General features: G+C 60.3%; 16 protein-coding genes, 1 tRNA gene and 1 pseudogene. 6 read left to right on the forward strand and 12 right to left on the reverse strand.

What is annotated here, in order from left to right; genetic code table 11:
- From HUS66_RS04775 to HUS66_RS04800, 6 genes and pseudogenes are all read right to left on the reverse strand, one after another.
- Positions 1 to 116 (reverse strand): annotated as a pseudogene (locus HUS66_RS04775) (sulfate adenylyltransferase subunit CysD); the annotation flags it as partial.
- Positions 117 to 349: 233 nt separating this feature from the next.
- Complete coding sequence (locus HUS66_RS04780; protein WP_175069825.1) at positions 350 to 1084, reverse strand: phosphodiesterase; 735 nt, start codon at positions 1082 to 1084, stop codon at positions 350 to 352.
- Positions 1084 to 1530, reverse strand: a complete 447-nt coding sequence (locus HUS66_RS04785; RefSeq protein ID WP_175069826.1) for a DUF1249 domain-containing protein — start codon at positions 1528 to 1530, stop codon at positions 1084 to 1086. The genes HUS66_RS04780 and HUS66_RS04785 overlap by 1 nt, the downstream gene beginning before the upstream one ends.
- Before the next feature lie 4 nt (positions 1531 to 1534).
- On the reverse strand, positions 1535 to 2176 hold the full coding sequence (locus HUS66_RS04790; protein ID WP_175069827.1) for an NUDIX domain-containing protein: 642 nt from the start codon (positions 2174 to 2176) through the stop codon (positions 1535 to 1537).
- An 85-nt stretch (positions 2177 to 2261) separates the two neighbouring features.
- Positions 2262 to 4256: an alkaline phosphatase family protein gene (locus HUS66_RS04795; protein WP_175069828.1), complete on the reverse strand. Its 1995-nt coding sequence runs from the start codon at positions 4254 to 4256 to the stop codon at positions 2262 to 2264.
- Positions 4257 to 4414: 158 nt separating this feature from the next.
- On the reverse strand, positions 4415 to 5137 hold the full coding sequence (locus tag HUS66_RS04800) for a tetratricopeptide repeat protein (protein WP_175069829.1): 723 nt from the start codon (positions 5135 to 5137) through the stop codon (positions 4415 to 4417).
- A gap of 307 nt (positions 5138 to 5444) precedes the next feature.
- Here HUS66_RS04800 and greB point away from each other — a divergent pair, with 307 nt between their 5' ends.
- Positions 5445 to 5987: a transcription elongation factor GreB gene (gene greB / locus HUS66_RS04805; RefSeq protein WP_175069830.1), complete on the forward strand. Its 543-nt coding sequence runs from the start codon at positions 5445 to 5447 to the stop codon at positions 5985 to 5987.
- Positions 5988 to 6032: 45 nt separating this feature from the next.
- Here the strand turns inward: greB and HUS66_RS04810 are convergent, their stop codons facing one another.
- Both HUS66_RS04810 and HUS66_RS04815 read right to left on the reverse strand, forming a co-directional pair.
- The gene (locus HUS66_RS04810) at positions 6033 to 7073 is read right to left on the reverse strand and encodes a methyltransferase (protein ID WP_175069831.1); all 1041 of its coding nucleotides are present in this window, start codon (positions 7071 to 7073) and stop codon (positions 6033 to 6035) included.
- Positions 7074 to 7076: 3 nt separating this feature from the next.
- Positions 7077 to 7955 (reverse strand): methyltransferase domain-containing protein, encoded by an 879-nt coding sequence (locus tag HUS66_RS04815; protein ID WP_175069832.1) that lies wholly within the window; start codon positions 7953 to 7955, stop codon positions 7077 to 7079.
- A gap of 232 nt (positions 7956 to 8187) precedes the next feature.
- On the opposite strand from HUS66_RS04815, the gene HUS66_RS04820 reads away from it, so the two are divergent.
- The 3 genes from HUS66_RS04820 (at position 8188) to HUS66_RS04830 (ending at position 10775) form a co-directional block, all read left to right on the forward strand.
- Positions 8188 to 10266, forward strand: coding sequence for a putative bifunctional diguanylate cyclase/phosphodiesterase (locus HUS66_RS04820; protein ID WP_175069833.1), 2079 nt, complete (start codon positions 8188 to 8190; stop codon positions 10264 to 10266).
- A gap of 59 nt (positions 10267 to 10325) precedes the next feature.
- A tRNA-Arg gene (locus HUS66_RS04825) sits at positions 10326 to 10402 on the forward strand.
- A gap of 10 nt (positions 10403 to 10412) precedes the next feature.
- Complete coding sequence (locus HUS66_RS04830) at positions 10413 to 10775, forward strand: hypothetical protein (protein WP_175069834.1); 363 nt, start codon at positions 10413 to 10415, stop codon at positions 10773 to 10775.
- A 30-nt stretch (positions 10776 to 10805) separates the two neighbouring features.
- On the opposite strand, the gene HUS66_RS04835 is transcribed toward HUS66_RS04830, so the two are convergent.
- Entirely contained in the window at positions 10806 to 12767 is a 1962-nt protein-coding gene (locus tag HUS66_RS04835) for a diguanylate cyclase domain-containing protein (RefSeq protein WP_175069835.1), read from the reverse strand.
- A gap of 467 nt (positions 12768 to 13234) precedes the next feature.
- On the opposite strand from HUS66_RS04835, the gene HUS66_RS04840 reads away from it, so the two are divergent.
- Positions 13235 to 13453 (forward strand): hypothetical protein, encoded by a 219-nt coding sequence (locus HUS66_RS04840; RefSeq protein WP_175069836.1) that lies wholly within the window; start codon positions 13235 to 13237, stop codon positions 13451 to 13453.
- 171 nt (positions 13454 to 13624) lie between these two features.
- On the opposite strand, the gene HUS66_RS04845 is transcribed toward HUS66_RS04840, so the two are convergent.
- The 3 genes from HUS66_RS04845 to HUS66_RS04855 all read right to left on the reverse strand — a co-directional run bounded on the left by HUS66_RS04845 (position 13625) and on the right by HUS66_RS04855 (position 16852).
- On the reverse strand, positions 13625 to 14659 hold the full coding sequence (locus HUS66_RS04845) for a hypothetical protein (RefSeq protein WP_175069837.1): 1035 nt from the start codon (positions 14657 to 14659) through the stop codon (positions 13625 to 13627).
- Between the two features lie 95 nt (positions 14660 to 14754).
- Positions 14755 to 15765, reverse strand: a complete 1011-nt coding sequence (locus tag HUS66_RS04850) for a porin (protein ID WP_175069838.1) — start codon at positions 15763 to 15765, stop codon at positions 14755 to 14757.
- Between the two features lie 439 nt (positions 15766 to 16204).
- Positions 16205 to 16852 (reverse strand): ProQ/FINO family protein, encoded by a 648-nt coding sequence (locus HUS66_RS04855; protein ID WP_282848169.1) that lies wholly within the window; start codon positions 16850 to 16852, stop codon positions 16205 to 16207.
- Positions 16853 to 17080: 228 nt separating this feature from the next.
- Here HUS66_RS04855 and HUS66_RS04860 point away from each other — a divergent pair, with 228 nt between their 5' ends.
- On the forward strand, positions 17081 to 17623 hold the full coding sequence (locus HUS66_RS04860; protein ID WP_175069824.1) for a hypothetical protein: 543 nt from the start codon (positions 17081 to 17083) through the stop codon (positions 17621 to 17623).
- Positions 17624 to 17638: the final 15 nt, after the last annotated feature.

Below are 17638 nucleotides of genomic sequence, written 5' to 3' on the forward strand. Positions count from 1 at the left end.
ATCGAATAGAGCATGACCGGGTTGGCGAACTCGGCGGCCACCTCACGGATGATATGAATCGACTCGGCTTCGAGTTGCTTCAGATGGGTCTGGCGTTCGGGGGTTAACTCAGTCATCGGCGTTTCGGGCTCTATTGATGGCAGACGAACGGCCGGTAAAGCTCCGCTTGTGGCGGACTCGCGGCAGCGTAATAGCGCTAGGGTAACGAGGCGACGCTGATAACGTCAAAGAATGAAGAACTATCTTTTAAGCTTCATTCGCTATAAAGAGATCCACACGAAGTGACCCAGCCCTGGCCTAGGCGCTTCGTTCAGCGGTGATGCGAGGACATAACGCGAGGCAGTGAGGCCTACAAGTCGACCCGTTCGATCCAGGTGGTCAGCTCATCACCGTGGAAATCGACCACTCGATAGCCGGGACGAGAGGCCTCGTCGACGGCGAAATGCGGCGAGCCGCCCAGAAACTGATCGGTCGTGGACGGGCAGCCGAATACGGCCACTTCACCCTCGGCCAGCGACTCGCGACTGGCAAAGGCCTGGTGAATATGGCCACAGAGGATGGCCCGCACCTGGCCATAGGCGGCCAGGGTCTGCCATAACGCCTCGCGATCGTGAAGGCCGATGGCATCCATCCAGGCCGAGCCGATGGCCACCGGCGGATGGTGCATCACCAGCATGGTCGGGCGCTCATCGCCCTCGAGATGTTCGGCCAGCGCCTGAAGCTTGGCCTGGCCAAGCTCACCATGGGGCTGACCGTTGACGCGAGTATCGAGCAGCAACAGGCGCCAGTGGCCCAGATCGACCTCACCATTGAGCTCGCGATGCTCGGCCATCAACTCAGGCTGGTCATGGTTGCCGGGCAACCAGAACCAGGGGCAGCCCAAGGACGCGAAGGCCTCCTGGGCATGCGCATAGGACTTGAGGGTTTCATCCTGGCTGATGTCACCGGTCACCAGGAGTACGTCCGGGCGCTTTGCTTTAGCATGCTCGAGCACCGCATGCAGCTGGCGCAGCGGAAAGCCGGTGCGCGAGCGCGCCTGGGGGTCGGCGTGCAGGTGGGTATCGGTGACCTGAACCAGCCGCATCAGCGCAGCACCGTAGCGTCCAGAGAGTGACCATGCGCCATGCCATGCTCGAGCCATTCGCCAAGGAAGCGGTTGAGCTGGAGCTTTTCATCGGGCTGGTGCATACGCGCGTTAGGGTAGCGATAGCGGCCATGGAAATGACGCTGACGCTGAAAATCGGTGACTTCAGCCATGCGCACGTCATGGTAGAGGTGAACCCGCATGCAGGGAGGGTCGATAACGGCATCGAGCACCCCGGACTGGCTGACACGCACGATGGTGGTGTAGGGAGCGCACTCGAGCACCTCGAGGTGCAGGGTGCCAAAACGCTGCTCGCGACCGGACAGGGCGACCTCGCGTCGCTCACCGGCACCCAGCTCGCCCAGCAGGCGGCTGAGTCTCAGGTAGTTGGCGCTGCACTCGCCCTGCAGGGTCTTCAGATCGGTGACATAAGCGGTTCTGGCCACAGGGTTACCTCCGTGCGCGCAGTGAGGCCCGCTCGCGCGCCAACCAATGGAAGGCGATCAGGCACATGGCGTTGTCGAGTCGGCCGGCATCGAGCAGTTCCCAAGCCTTCAGATACGGTATCACATGCACCTGAATATCCTCGTGCTCCTCATCGAGCCCATGCACACCCCCAAGCCCAGCACTATCCACTAGGCCACAGAACAGGGTGACGCGCTCATTGCAGGCCCCGGGGCTCGGGTAATAACTGTGTAGTTCGATCAGCTCATCGATCGGGCAGTTGGCCTCCTCGATGGCTTCGCGCCTGGCCACCTCGGCCGGGCTTTCCCCAGGCTTGATCAGCCCCGCCACGGGTTCCAGCTTCCAGGGGCTGACCGCATCGTCCAGGGCGCCCGCGCGGATCTGCTCAACCAGCACCACCACATCGCGTTCGACATCGTAAAGCAGCACCCCCACAGCATCGAAGCGCACGTGCACCTCGCGCACCACCTCATCGCTCCAACCGCCCTCGAAGTGCCGATGGCGAAGGCGCCGGCGTTCGAGGCGAAAGAAGCCCTGGTAGAGGCATTCGTCTTCCAGACGCTCGACATCGACCGGGCCGAAGCGCGGCGGGTCAAGCTCGGCAGTCGGGTCATGATGCTCGCCCATTAGGCCTCCGAGTCGAAATCAAAGACGCCATTATCCTGACCCGGCCACGCCCTGCCAACCTTGGCGATAAGGTCAGCGACGCCATTCAGCGCTCGTCGCGAGGCGGAAAGCACACGTCGAAGCCGCGGGCATCGAGCTGGCGGACCTCTTGGGGACGCCCCTGGTCATCGAGGCGAACCAGGCCAATGCCGGCGCCGTTCCACAGCCGCTCGCCGGCTTTGGCCCGGTCAGGGTCGCGAGGACGAATCCGCAGCGCACGACGCTTGGTGAGTCGGTTGAGCGGCGAGCGCGGCGCATATAGCCAGCGATTCAGGCGGTCGAACCAGTCGAGCAGCGTATCGGGGAAGGTGTTCTTCAGCCCGCTCGAGGTGATCTGCCAAAGCTGTGGCCCACTGTGACGGTGTCGCACTTCGATATCGTAGGCGAAGGAATAGTGCACGTCGCCGGAAAGAATCACGTAGTTACCCGGCGTGCGCGAATGACGAAAGATGTTGAGCATGACGCTGGCCGCCCCGCGATGGGCCATCCAGTTCTCGGCATCCACCAGTAGTGGCTTGCCGGCCAGCGCGAAGAGCTTCTGCACGGCCTCGATCAGCTTGACACCGAACATCGGCGCCGGCGACACGATCAGCACCGAAGGCTCATCGAGCAGTTCCTGCTGCAGATCGCACAGGGCTTCCCAGTCCATCAGTCCCGAGGGGCGATGGCGACGCACCTCGCTGCGCCAGCGCCGAGTGCGGGTGTCGAGCATCAGCAGTTTGGGCGTGCCGGGGACGATTACCTCCCAGCCCTCGAAGCGCAGCAAGCGCGCGATGACCGCATCCTGAGACGCGGCCTCCAGCCAGCCGCTGGCGCTTGCCGGTATTTCCGCTGAGGCTGCCGCCGGTCTTGCATCCTGGGCGTCGCTTGGCGTCGCGGCCCTAGCCAGCAGATTGGCCAGGTCATCGAGTGGCGTCGCCATCCGGTCCGGGTCATTTCCCCAACCCTGGCAGAGCAAATAAGCCAGCAGCGCATTGCCGATGATGCGCCGCGAGAAGTCATGGCCGTAAGCGCTCTCTTCCCAGGCCGCCGTAAGGTTCCAATCATCGGTGACATCATGATCGTCGAAGATCATCAGGGTCGGCACATTGGCCATTACCCGTGCCACCGACGGCAAATCGGCCACGAACGCCTCGATCACCACCGCTTCCTGGTCGTACTGGTTGCGGTTATCTTCCTCGAGGGCTGGCACGGCCGGCGTGATCAACCGCCAGGGCACCGGCGACCAGGCCAGCAGGTACATGGCCAGCATTTCCGCGAAGGTGATCAAATGATTGTGCGCATGGGCGGTGGTAAAGACCGGCTTGCGCACCCCACCAAAGAAGCGCTCTCGCAGGGCCTCGGTAGCGTAAACGTCGGGCAGCAGCGCTTCGCGGGCATAGTAGCCCTTGGGCGAGGCATAAAGATCAGGACTGTTTTTCACCTCGGCGCCTTCAAGGGTCTCGTCGACCAGCCCCAGGCGCGCGATCAGCGCATGAATGGCGGCGAGCATGGGGCCCGCGACATCGTCGGCATATATCTGGTCGCCGGTCATCAACAGCCAGGCCGGCCGCTCGTCGGCCTCTTCCCAGCGCTCGCCCAGCCACTCATCGGCGCGCACCAGACCGTCGCCGCCGGGATGGTGAGGCTTGCGACAGGAACCGTGCAGCAGCTGTCCGATCCGGGAAGCGATCACGAAGCCGGGCAATGCGGCACCGTGATAGCACAGATGCGGCGCCCAGTCGGCGATGCTCCGGGCGTTGTCCGGGGCATCACGAATCACCAGGTCGTAATCGATACGCACGTCCTGTGGCAGAGGCGTCTCGAGCGTCACATCGATCAGGTGCACGACGGCATGGCGTCCCACCGGCAGGCAGCGACAGTGCGATTCATCGAGCGCCAGCCGCCGCCCTTCGCTAGCGTCCGACGGGATCAGCACGAGCTCGAGGGGCAGCGCACGACTGCCCACCAGCCACAGCACCAGCCGCTCGGGGCTTAAGCGACGCAGCAGCGGGCCGGCGAGTACATCAGGCAAAGAGGTTAGGTCATCAGTCGGCATCATGGGCACCAAGAGTAGCGCAGCCACTGGCACCGCGTCTCGCCTGCGATGACGTCTGCATCTTGTTGCCTAGGTCATGCCCTGGATGCAGGCCGTATCTCCCTTGGAAAGACATCTTGTCGAGAGAATTTCTCCAGGCTCTTTTTATTTATCCCCGCTGGTCATCCCAGCTTAGCTAGCCGACGACTTGCCTCTTCTCGGAGGGCCGCGTCCGTTGCGGCACGCGCCGGTCTGATCTGACCCTTGATGGCTTGCTCGAGATGCGTGCGGGCGTCATCCATGCGTCCCTCCTCTTGCAGGAAAGTGGCATAGTAGAAGTGCACGTCGATGCCCTGGGGGCGAATCGCCACTGCGCGCTGGAACATGCGCTCGGCGGTGGCGTCATCGCCAAAGGCCAGCGGCCAGCCCGGCGCCCGATCATAGAGCGCTCCCAGCGTCACATAGGCCGAGCCCTGGAGCCCATCTGGGTCCAGCGCAACGGCGCGTTCGAGCACCGCCCGGGCTTCCTTGGCAAGCCCCAGTGCTGAAAGGCCGCTCTCGGCGCGAGCCTGGGATGCATAGATGATGCCCTGCCATACCAGCGGCTCGGCCTGGTTAGGGTAGCGCTCACTCAGCACTCGGGCTTCGGCGGCCAGGTCCTCGAGGGCCTTGGCCTGCTCGTCATCGGGCAGTTCGGTACTGACACGCTCGAAGCGTTCTACCAATGCGCTCAAGCCGGCTTTCCAGGCAGCGCCAGCCACTTCAGTGTCGGTTTGGGATGCCTGGGTACTTGTACCATTGGCTGCCGCCTGGCCTTGAGTGCCAACATCGGCCTGGGCAAGCAGCGGTGCTGCCAGACAGCCACACAGCACCAGGGCGGTAAAGCGAGAAGACAGAGCTAGCATGGCGAACGTCCTCAAACGAGCAGATGGCAGGAGGTATTGTCTTCACTGCATTCTAACGAACGTTTGATTTTATGCCTGCTCGACTTGCGTCGTAGTCGCGCTCCTGGCATGGCATTGTCTGACCCTGGGCCTAAGATGAACGAGGCCTGTGCTTAACGAGACGCGCATCGAAATGTCATGGTTAGGGCAGCCGACAGCCTCCTTATGGGCGCTATGAACGATAGCGAGCAGAGTAGCGAGCAATGGAGAAAAAGATGAAGAGACAGCTGAAGCCAGACCTGAAGATAGACCTGAAGAGAGCCATGCCATGAAGGGCCGCAACATGACGCGCTGGCGGGACCCCGCCAAGGATCCGCGCCAAGAACCCAAGAGCCAGTTGATCACCGCTGAGGGCCATGCTCGGCTGAAGGGTATCCTCGATCATCTGTCCCGGGTCAAGCGCCCAGCCCTTTCGGCCAAGGTCGGTGAGGCGGCGGCGCTCGGCGACCGCAGCGAGAACGCCGACTACACCTACAACAAGAAGGAGTTGAACCGCGTTATCGCGCGTATCCGCTATCTGACCAAGCGACTGGATGAGCTGCAGGTGGTGGACCGCCTGCCGGCGGATACCGGCAAGATCTATTTCGGGGCCTTCGTCACCCTCGAGGATGAAGACGGCGAGGAGCTCGAGATTCGCATCGTCGGCCACGACGAAACCCGCAGCGATCTTCGCTGGATCAGCGTCGACGCGCCGCTGGCCAAGGCACTGCTCGGTAAATCGCTGGACGAGGAAGCGACGGTCGCCGCCCCCGCTGGGCGAACCACCTATGTGATTACCGGGATTCAGTACCGCACTCCTCCGGCGAGTTAGGGCGACCCGGCAGACCTCCCCTCCTCACGAGGCGCGAGCAACCTGCTACAGACGACCCGCCGATTTTTTCGCCAGATAAACCCGGAACCGCCGGTCATCGGCGAGGACCCGGAAGCCGCCGAATGCCGCTTCCAGCAGGTCCGGATAAGGCAGAAAGGCATTGGCAACCAGCACCAGCTGCCCGCCGGGAGCTAGGTGCGCTGGCGCCTCGCGGATTAGCCGTGCCGCCGGGCCATAGTCGATGGTCCGCTCCTGGTGAAACGGCGGGTTACTGACGATGGCATCGAAGCGCCGACCCTCGAGCCGAGAGTATACATCGCTTTCAAGCGCCTGCCCGTCCAACTGATTGGCAGCAAGAGTGCGACGGGCGGCTTCTACTGCGAAGGCGTTGACGTCCACCGCCGTGACCGCTGCACCGCGACGCGCCAACCAGGCCGCCAGGATGCCATCGCCACAGCCCACGTCGAGTACCGACCCTGCCCACTCGCCCTCACGCTCATCCTTGGCCCCGGCATCAATAGCCGGCAGTATCCCCGGCAAGGTCTCGAGCAGCAGCCGGGTGCCATCATCGAGCTTGCCATGACCAAACACGCCCGGGTGGCTGGCAAGCGTCAGCCCCTCCGCCTCGAAACACGTCCAGGCCAAGTCCGGGTCGATGCCCACCGGCTCCAAGCGCGTTTCAAACAGGGTGCAGCGGCGAGCGCTGTCGCGCTTGCGACAGCCAAGCCCCAGAGACGCCAGCACCTTGAGGACACGCTTGATCCCCCCATTGTTTTCGCCCACAACCTGTAAGGGCGTTCCGGCCGGCAGGGACTGGCAAAGCCTGAGTAGCCACCATTCCCCCAGCGCATGGCTTTTGGGCCAAAACAGCACGGCCCCGGGCGGTGTGCCCAGGGTCTCCTGTAAGGCCGATAACGCCACCTTGCCGGCTTTACGCCAGGCTGCTACGACACCGTGATCGGCAGACAGCAGACGCCCCTCTCCGCCTTCCAGCCACCTATCCCGGGGGGGCGCCACCCACAGCCAGTCACGGTAGTCCATGGCTTGGCGCTCCAGCAGCTGGCAAACAGCAGTCTCAGCGGGCATCTGTCAGGCTCCCTGGGGTGATGAAGGGTGGGATGAAAAGGGTAATGAAGAGGAGGCAGCTGACGTGCTGTCGACGTCAGCGGTCGGCCGAGCCAGGGTATACAGCAGGTAGCGCCCCAGTCGCCAGTGGGGTTCTGCGTCGCAGTAGCGCCGCTCGAGTTCCACCAGTTTATCCAGGGCCTCAGGCGCTAAATCGCGCGTCGTCAGGTAATCATGGAAGACACGCACGCCGGCGCGAGCCTGGATGTCGAGCCCCGCTTCGCTGGCCCAGGTCTCGATCTGATCATGCGTCAATGGCGAGATCGGTGTGAGGCGCTGTCGCTGGCCGGTGCCGGCGAGGCGATCCGCCAACACCTTGTCGAGATTCCCCTTGACCACGTTGGAGAGCCGCAGGGCATCACGATTGAAGACCATCAACGACAGTTGGCCGCCAGGGGCAAGTGCCTCCGTCAGTCGCATGAGAGCATCACGCGGGTCGGACAGCCACTCAAGCACGGCATGACAGACGATCAACTGCCAGGGTCCCGGCGCTCGCTCGGAAAGGGCCTGCAACGGGGCCTGAGTCAGCTCGACCTGAGTGTCGGCCAGTGCTTGCCGAGCGCGTGCCAGCATCTCTCCGGACGGCTCGAGCAGCGTTACCGGATGTCTGCGCTGATCGAACCAGCGCGACATCTGGCCAAGTCCTCCGCCCACATCCAGTACCGGTTGGCCAGCGAGCTCGAGATGACGTGGTAGCAGGTGATCGAGCACGGCGAGGCGAATATCGCCCCGCACGCTGCCATAGAGCCCTGCAGCGAACTTATCGGCCAAACCGTCAAAGTAGCGATCGCCATTCGCGGACAAATACGCCGCCGGGGGATGAGGGGAGTAGTTGGCGACCATCAAGGCTCCGGGCAAGAAGGAATCAAACGGCCATTCTAGCTGGAAACGCCCACTGACTCATTGCCCTCATGGACATACATGGTCGACGTGTACGGGATACGATATGATTCCGGTTATCATTAATTATAACCAAAAACCTCATATCTTTTAATTAGCTAACAATCATTAATTACCGATCGCCTGCGCCAAGCGCAACGGTGCGATACGCTTTCCTACGCCGGGAACAACACCATTGACTCAGCTTGCCACCCTGCCCGACCAACTGACCAAACTACTGGATTCTCCTAGCCTGGCAATTTCAGTGGCCGACGGCGACCTGCATGGTAACCCCTTGATTTACGTCAACGAAGCTTTCGAATGCCTGACCGGGTACCGTCGCGACGATGTGATCGGCCACTCCTGCCGTTTTCTGCAAGCCCCAGATACCGATCCGGAAGCGATCAAGCAGCTAGGCGTCGCCATTGAACAAGGCACCCCGATCACGCTGACGCTGAAAAACAGGCGCAGAGATAACTCAGAGTTCTGGAACGAGCTCAGTCTTTCGACCATACATACCGGATCTGGCCGCCGCTTGCTGGTGGGGCTTCAGCGCGATGTCAGTGAGCGTGAGCGGGCCTGGAAGCAGCTGGAACTGACTCAGGCCGTCTTCCGCAACACTCATGACGGCATTCTGGTCACTGATGCCAGCAAACGAATCATCGATACCAACCCCGCCTTCACTCGCCTGACCGGTTATAAACAGGAAGAGGTATTGGGCAAGCGTCCCAATTTGCTGTCGTCGGGCAAGCACGACTCTGGCTTCTACCAGAGCATGTTCGCCGCCGTCGAAGAGCGAGGCTTCTGGACGGGCGACATCTGGAATACGCGCAAGGACGGCAGCCAGTTGATCGAGAACACCACCATTTCGGCCATTCGCAATGATCATGGTGAGATCATCAACTATATCGGCGTGTTCCGCGATATTACTCAGCGTCGCCTGAATCAAGCACGCCTGGAGCGCATGGCAAGCTACGACACGCTGACGGGGTTATTCAATCGAGGCCATTTCAATATCTTGCTGGAGCGCCAGCTCGAGAGCCTGGAGTTCACCCAAACGGGCATTGCCGTGCTGTTTCTCGATCTCGATGACTTCAAGCCGATCAACGACCGCTTTGGCCATGCCAGCGGTGACGAACTGCTGGTGGAGATCAGCCGTCGACTCAAGCGCCTGATGCGCGCCAACGACCTGACGGCTCGCTTCGGCGGTGACGAATTCGTGATTGCACTGAACGGTCTCGGTACGGCCGAAAAAGCGCGCAAGGTCGCCAAGAAGGTCCTCGATGATATTGTCCAGCCCTTCGCACTAGACAACGGTGAGCTGGTGACGGTCTCGGCGTCGGTGGGCATCGCCTTTACCACCACTCATGACACCACCAGCTCGGCACTGCTGGACGCCGCCGATGCCGCCATGTATGAGGCCAAGCAGCAAGGCAAGAACTGCATCGCCGTGGCCGATTCTCGCCTCACCGAATCAATGGCCGAAGACGCGCACATGCGCATCAAGGCCGCCTTCGACCGAGGCGAAATCGAGCTTTTTTTCCAGCCCGTTCTCTCTCTGGCGACCAATGAGGTCATCAGCTTCGAAGCCCTGGCGCGCTGGCGTCATCCCGAAAAGGGGGTTCTTGGCCCTCAGCACTTCATCGACACTATCATCCATTCATCGATGAGCTTGCCTTTCGGACGCTGGCTGATCGACCAAGCAGGCCAGATGGCCGACCTGCTGCGTCGCCAAGGCTATCATGCCTTGATTGGGGTCAACCTGAGCCAGGACCAGATAGAAACAGGCGCTTTCATTGAAGCGCTAACCGCCACCCGCCACCGATATGATCTCAGCGCCCCCTTCCTGATTGCCGAAGTGCTCGAATCCACGCACTTCCATGATCTGGACCTGGCATGCAGCCTGCTGAACGAAGCGCGCAATCAAAGCGCACACATTGCCCTGGACGACTTCGGCTCCGGCATTTCTTCGATCACCTACGCCAGCCAATTGCCTCTGCATACCATCAAAATCGATCACAGCGCAGTGAAGCACGTGGATACGCGCCCAGCTCAACGCCAGTACATCAGTGGAATTGTGGCTATGGGGCACGCCATGCAACGCGAGGTACTCGCCGAAGGCATCGAAACCGAATCCCAACTGACCAGCATCCGGGAATTGGGCTGCGACATGGCCCAAGGCTATCTGATTGGCAAGCCGATGCCTCTTGACGAGTTACATGAAAGTTACTTATGCGAAACGGCGTCGCCCCGTTATCCGCTGCGTAAGCTATGAACCACAAGATACGGGTTTATCTCGTGCCATCAGGCGCTTATAATACGGCTCCTGCCAAAGCCCCCTTAGCTCAGCTGGATAGAGCAATCCCCTCCTAAGGGATAGGTCGAAGGTTCGAATCCTTCAGGGGGCGCCATGACGCCCGCATGATTGCCACGTTTTCCCCTGTCACCGCGCACCATGCAGCACGGGCGATCAGCGGACACCCAATGGACACCATGAGCAAAAGCCCCGGCCAAATGGCAGGGGCTAGTCTCTTTGCCGCTGGCATAACATGCGCCTCACAGATCGCAGTCATTGCCTCGTTGGCATTGCTTGCAGTGAACCCAGCGTTGACCGTCTTCGTTCTAGATCATAAATGCTGGCGTCTCGCCGCCATCAATGTCATGAACACACTCAACGACGGGGTGGCCGTGATGATCGGTACGGCAGGTGATGCGGTATCCATCTCGATTATTGCATTCAACCCGACGATTCAACCCAGCTATTTAACCCAGCCATTCACTTGAATTCCACGCAATTGAACTCCACTTGGCCAATCAGACAGGCACAACGCTCTCAATGGTCCGGTTACGCCCCTTCCGCTTGGCCTGATAGCTAGCGTCATCGGCACGCGCCAGGATCTCATCGATAGTCGTATCAGTGACGAAAAAGCAAGCAGCGCCCAGGCTCAAGGTGACACGATAGGCTTTACCCTCCGCCGATACGCTCAGGTCTGCCACCGTTTCCAGCAGTCGTCTTGACACCGTTCGCGCCTGCGCAAGAGTGCAGCTGGGCATGAGAATCGCAAATTCATCCCCCCCTTGGCGGGCCACATAATCATTCTTGCGCACCAGCGGCGCAATCCCGCCGGCAATGGCTCGCAGCATCTCATCGCCCAACGCATGGCCACCCTCGTCATTGATCGGCTTGAAGTGATCCAGGTCGAAAATCATCAAGACGGACTGCTGGTCTCGCTGCTGCCATTCGATAAAGGCCTCTTCAAGGCGACGCTCGAAGCCTCGACGATTGAGCAGGCCTGTCAGCGGGTCGTGCTCGGCCTCCCAGCGTTGCAACGCCTCTTGTTCGCGGCGCAGCGTAATGTCCTTGACCGTCCCAACATGACCCAGCAACGCTTGCCATTTCATGACTTGCCCAGTGTGCACCTCAAGCCAGAGCACCTCGCCACTAGCCCGCAAATAACGCACCTGGCGCAGGAAATCGCGACCATGCCGCATGGCCGCGCGCCACAGGTCAACGAAGTCATCGCGGTCTTCGGGATGAATATGCTGCATCCAATCTTTACTATGGAGATCATCACCCTGGTAGCCAGTCAACTCAGCCAGCGCGGGATTCATGTAGTCCACCTCGCCATCGGGTGACGCCACGAACATACCCACCGGCGATGACGCCAGCACCGCATCAAGGAAAGCCTGGCGCTCATGAAGGCTGGCCGTCGCCTCTTCTGTCTGGCGTTGAAGGCGGTTAAATGTCGTGGCCAACTGGCTCAGCTCGCTCATCCGTGAGTGAATATCCACCCGCTTACGCTCACCCGCAGCCACCTGACTGATTTGATGTTCCAGACGATGCAGCGATCCCAGTGCCAGCTTCAGCAGCCACCACAGGAGCGGTAGCATCAGCACGATGGTCACCAGGCCAACCCACCATAGTTTCTCCACCAGCAGCCCAATGGGCGCCTGCACCTGAGACATCGGTCGGGTGACCTGGACGACCCAACCCGCACTCCAGGCCTGCGCATAAGCTCGCAGGGCCTCGGTACCATCGGCCAGCTTGCCCTGGCCGGCTCCCTGCCATCCCAGCAAGGCTTGTTCACGCAGACTGTCGTTACCGTTACTGTCAGCCTGCTGCATGACCAAGCGGTTATCAGGGTGCGAAAGCAAGATGCCGGAAGAGCTGATCAGAGAGGCGAAGCCATCATTGCCGATACGAATACGCCTGAGGCTATCGAAGAAACTGCTGGTCTCGACATTCACCGCCCCAACCAATTGGCCAGCAAAGCCTCCCCGCTCATCCGCGAGTGGCACTGTCACCATCACGAACGGCTTGCCAGACGCTTTACTTAACAGCGGATCGCTGACATAGGGCCTCACCACGGCACGAGCAAACCGAAAGTAGTCGCGATCCGTGACATCGACCCCATTCAAGCGTTCCAAACGAGGATAACTGGCGGTGACCTTGCCCTCTTGGGAGACAAGCGCCAGGCGATCAAACAGGGCAAGCAGCGGGGGGCTCGTGATCAGGGCTTCGCCAGATGCGCTCGCAAGCCGCGGACTGATGCCATCGGCAAGGCGTTCAAGTGCTTCAATGCGTTGCTCAATCGAGCGATCGACCTGACGGGCGATCAGCCCGGCTTCATAGTTGAGGTGGCTGATATTGGCCTGACGAATCAGCTCGCTGCCCGTCAGGTAGGTAAACGCCAGCGTCGCGACGACCAATACACTCCAACCGATGCCGATCCACAGCATGAGGCGGGAATGAAGCGTGCTCAGAATTCGCATCATGCTGAAAACCCTAATAACTCATGACTTAATACCCTTACATTTTATCATGACAAGGATCATTTAATATTCTTAGCGTCGCCATCTATTATGCTAAGGAAACCGAGCAAAATTGACTCTTGTTTGGATGCACGATGGCGCCTATTGCCTGACATCCACCAGCCTCGATCAATAACACCATACAACACATACATTTACCGCCACTCCTGATGTGCAGAGACGTATTGAAAAAACACCTGAGCCCAGCATCGTTGACCCCGCAAGAGATGTAAGGAATCTCCCCCGTCTTCTACCAATACACAGGACCCATAAAGGGATCTTGAAGCCAAAGCCAGAAGCTGTTTCTAAGCCGCTCCGACGCGGACAACGCTTGGCTTCCACTACCTCACCCCATCGAGTGGCGATAAGGCCTGGCTATACAGCACGGCGACAAGGGGTGACTACAGGCGAGGTGCGAGATGAAGACATCGATGAACCTGACCAGACTGACGACAGGACTGATGGCATCATTGTTGCTTGCGGGGTCGGCCCTGGCGATGGATTCTGCCGCCATCGAGGAACGCATGGCGAAAATTAGCGAACAGACCGCCACATCAGAGGCGTCCAGGGTCGAGGCGCTGGAAACCCAGGTGAAGGAGCTTGAAGCCTTGATCCAAATGATGCTCGACGAGGAAGACAGCGACTCCTGAGGCCGACCGTCAGGCCAGCAGATCTGCGGCCTGCCTCCCATCCAGAGAAGAGCCTTCCAGCCAGAGAAGAGCCTGCCATCCTGGCAGGCCTTTCTCTGCCACCCTGGCGTTTACCCAGGCGCTCTGTCTGCCTCGATGCCAGAAAAGCAGACAAGCACGCAATAACGCGCCTCAGTCGAGTTGCTTGACGCGCAGCTCATAGTTGTTGACGCCCGTCATTGCCGAGCCAAATTTCTGGCCATTGACCCAGATACGGTACTTGCCGGGCTCGAGGCGTGTTTCAAGATCGACATCGCCATCGAAGCCTTCACCGGCATCTCGCATCACGACCTTGCCGGCCTCATCCCGTACCTCGAGCTCGATCCGGTAGGTGCCTTCATAGCCGGTCGGATAGGTCGAAGTGGTGATCGCCACGGCACCGGGTTTCTGGACTTCGAACGACAGTACCTCGCCGCGGGCACGAATCTTCACGTCGGTCACGATGGTCTGAAAGGTTTGTGCCTGCGTCGCTGTGGCAGGCGCAGCCGGCTGTGATGCGGTTTCAGGCGTTGCGGAAGCGTCCGGCGCCTCGGGTTGGCTCGGTTGGCTCGGTTGGCTCGGTTGGCTCGACTGGCTAGCGGTAGTCGCGGCCGGTGCCGCCAGAGCAGCCACCGCATCATCATCATTAACGAAGGCGCTACGGTTGCCATCGCGATCGACGCTTGTCGTAACCGTGCCACCATCATCCAGCACATCGGTACGCTTGCCCTGATCGTCGAAGCCCGTCACGGTGACGAAAAAGCTGTTGCCCCGCGAGCCCTTGGAACCATACTTCTGCCCCTCGACTCTCAGCACATAGTCGCCGGGCTCGAGGCGCTGGCGCATTTCCAGGCCGCCGTTCTGACCCAGGGCATCGCCGCGGGCGATCACGCCCCCATCACTATCCAGCAGCCTCGCCTTGACCCGGTAGTCTTCCGACTGACCGCCGGGCACATCGCTTTTGAACAGGTAGTCACCGGCCGTATCGACCGTAAAGGCATGCTCGTGCACGCCATCGTAGTTGAAGCTCTGGCTGCGAGCGTCATTCTCCGGCTGCAGGAAGCCGGTCAAATCCATCGCTTTGCCTTCCTCACGAAAGCGATCTTCGACGGCACTGGCCAGGCTGACACTGCTGATCAGCGTAAGGCCAAGGGCAACCAGCACCCCGCTGACAATGGGCTGTTTCATGGGACCTCTCATCAAGACGAAAAAAGCCGGCCCAGGGGGCCGGCTTTCGTTATATAAGCCTGAGGCTGCGGGGTCAAACCCCGAAAGCGAAAGGCTTAGAACAGGTAGGTGATACCGGTAGCAACGCCGTCGCCTTCGTCGTTTTCACGATCGTCGGAAGCGACTTCGATGTAGGTATACATGGCGCTGGAGATGTTGTAGGTGCCACCCACAACGACTTCGGTGCGGTCATCAACGTTGCTGGCGTCGTAGCTGACTTCCTGCACGGCACCGTAGACGTCGCCCATGCCGTAGCCGTAGCGCGCACCCAGAGCGGCGAAGTCGATGTCATCTTCAGCGGCGCTGCCGTCTTCAAACTGCTCGTACTTGGCAGAGAGGCGCAGCGAGCCTACGGTGTACTGAGCGGTCACACCGTACTGGTCACCGAAATCGGTTTCCGGGGTAGTGGTAACGTCGAAGGTATCCAGGTTGTCGTAGACAGCGGCGAGGGAGAAGGCGCCAACGGTGTACTTGGCACCGCCGAAGAAGGAGGCTTCGCCGGAATCGCTGAGGTTCTCGTCTTCAGCGTCACCCTTGTACTGGCTACCAACGGCGAACTGCAGGCCACCGAAGGACGGCGAGGTGTAAGTCACCTTGTCAGTCTCGCGAGCACTACCCACACCACCTTCGGTTGTGGAATCTGAAACGTCGAAATATTCGTTGTTGGTGATCGGGTCCTGAATCCAGTCGTCGATCAGCTGATCGTAGGAGCCGAGACGCACGTCACCGAAGGAGCCCTTGACACCGACATAGGCCTGGTCACCAGACTCGTCATCATCGATGTCGGTCTTCATCTCATCAGCTTGGATGTCGTCGAACTCGAGCTTCAGGTAACCGGTCACGTCGCTGGTGATGGCGTGCTCAGCGGCGAAGCCGAAGGTAGTACCGTTATCGCCGATTTGGTCACGAGAGTCGCCGTTAGCATCCTTGACACTGGCGTAAACCATCTGGATGTTGCCGTAGATATCCAGCTTGGTGCCGTCCTGGTTGTAGACGGTAGCAGCGGAGGCAGAGGCGGAAACTACCATGGCGCCGGCGATAGCAGTCGCTAAGAGTGTCTTTTTCATCGCGATAAGTCCTTTGTATGACTAGCTTCAGGTTTCGATCGTGAATGCTGCTTGATGCAGCCGGCCTTTCGGTTTTTCCCGCCCGGGCATACTGCTCAAACCCAAGCGTCTATCCGATATTGGCCTTGTTATAATCCAATGCTCGCAGGCAAACCATATACCGGGATTTTCCGGAGTGCAACAAGAAAAAACACTGTTTTTAATCTCGATGCACGATGCATATGGAACGCTTTCTACTCACTGCTGTCGCTTCACGAGTCATGCAGCGGCACGAGGGTGGCATGCCGGTGTGACAATGCGATGACGATCAGCGGCGCCCATCATCCATGGTCGTTGCGTCGACGCAAAGCCGTGATCATCAACGCTTTATCGATTTTTCGCGGGACTCTCTAGCGGGACTCTTTCGTGGAACTGTTTCGCGGGACTCTTTCGCGGGACCTCAGCGCGAGGAGTGCTTGGCAAGCAGCGCCCCGAGCTTGCGTTCCAGGCGTTCGGCGGGCGCCTCTGATGATGGGTCGGCAACAGCAGATGAGGCCGGCTGCGCCTTGTGCGCGCCGGCAGACCGATGCTCAGAGGCCCCATCATTGGCCCGCGCACTGCCCGGACCCGCGCCGTCCTGCCGCCCTGTTTGTCGCTCTGCCCGCTTGCGGTTTTTACTACTGGCCTGCTTGTTGTCGGCACTCTTCCTATCAGCCCTCGGTTTGCCGTCAGGAGAAGTTGCCTTGCCCGAACGCTCTAGCTGCTGCTGGGCGCGCAGCTCTTCGAGTTTCTTGCGCGCATAGCGAGCCTCACCTTCGGTGACCGGGCCTTCGACCTCGCCATCTAGCCCAACCCGTTCGGCATGCTCACGCACCGCTTTCAGGTACCGGGGCAGGTGCACATAGCAGGCCAGCGCGCGGCGCACCAGCTTCTCTGGCCAGGGTTCGCGGGCCAGCAAGTCCTCGTGAATACCCACCCTCAGCGGCCGGGTATGCCCTTTGAAAAAGGCATCCGGATAGCGACGGTACCATTGGTTCAGGAGCGCCTGGGGAGATGGGGCTTCCCCAATCGGCAGCGAGGCCTGAGCGTTTCCATCACTGGCTTGCACATCAGAGGCCGGGGCAGACGACCCGGTTTCTTTCGCTGCAGGTGCTTTCGCTGTAGGTGCTTTCGATACAGGTTCGTGCGCTGCGGGCGTTACAGATTCTTGCGCTGCGGCTTCTTCCGCTGATGGTTCTTGCCCTGGAGGCGTCATGGCGGCGGCATCAGGGTCATCGTCAGACGAAGTAGACCGATCTGATGTGCTTTGAGTGTGCGGAGTTGACGATGACGCATCATGAGCAACGGGCCGAGTGCGATGGGCCAGCAAGGCCGCCAACCCCTGGCTACGGGGGTGCGCATGGCCATCGGCGGTATGCGGCGCGCGCGCGAATTTTTCTTCGAGTTCGCGGCACTTGGCTTCAAGTTCCTGGTGTTTAAGGGCCAGCTCGTGGTGCTGCTGCTCGAGCTCATGGCTCTGCCGCTCAAGCTCATGGCTCTGCCGCTCAAGCTCATGGCTCTGCCGCTCAAGCTCATGGCTGTAGCGTTCGAGCTCACGATTGCGAGCCTCGAGCCGGTGATTTTGCTCCTGGAGCGCCGCCACCTGCCCTCGCGCTCTCACCAACTCATCGACCTGCGCTGTGGCGCAGGCTTCAAGCGTCGCCAGCAAGGTGGCGGTACGTTCATTGTTCAAGGCATGCCCCTCCATGCGCGGCTGACGATAGTTGGCCAGTCCACTTGTCCCGGCCGAACAGGCCGTATGCTGACCGCTCGAACGCGGGCCGGAAAGCCCGGCCCGGCATTTACTCAAGCCACCCTAGGCAAGTGTGTGCCACCCTGACCTTTCTGACAAACG

The sequence above is a fragment of the Onishia taeanensis genome, from assembly GCF_013349955.1.
In the GTDB taxonomy this organism is placed as follows: domain Bacteria; phylum Pseudomonadota; class Gammaproteobacteria; order Pseudomonadales; family Halomonadaceae; genus Onishia; species Onishia taeanensis_B.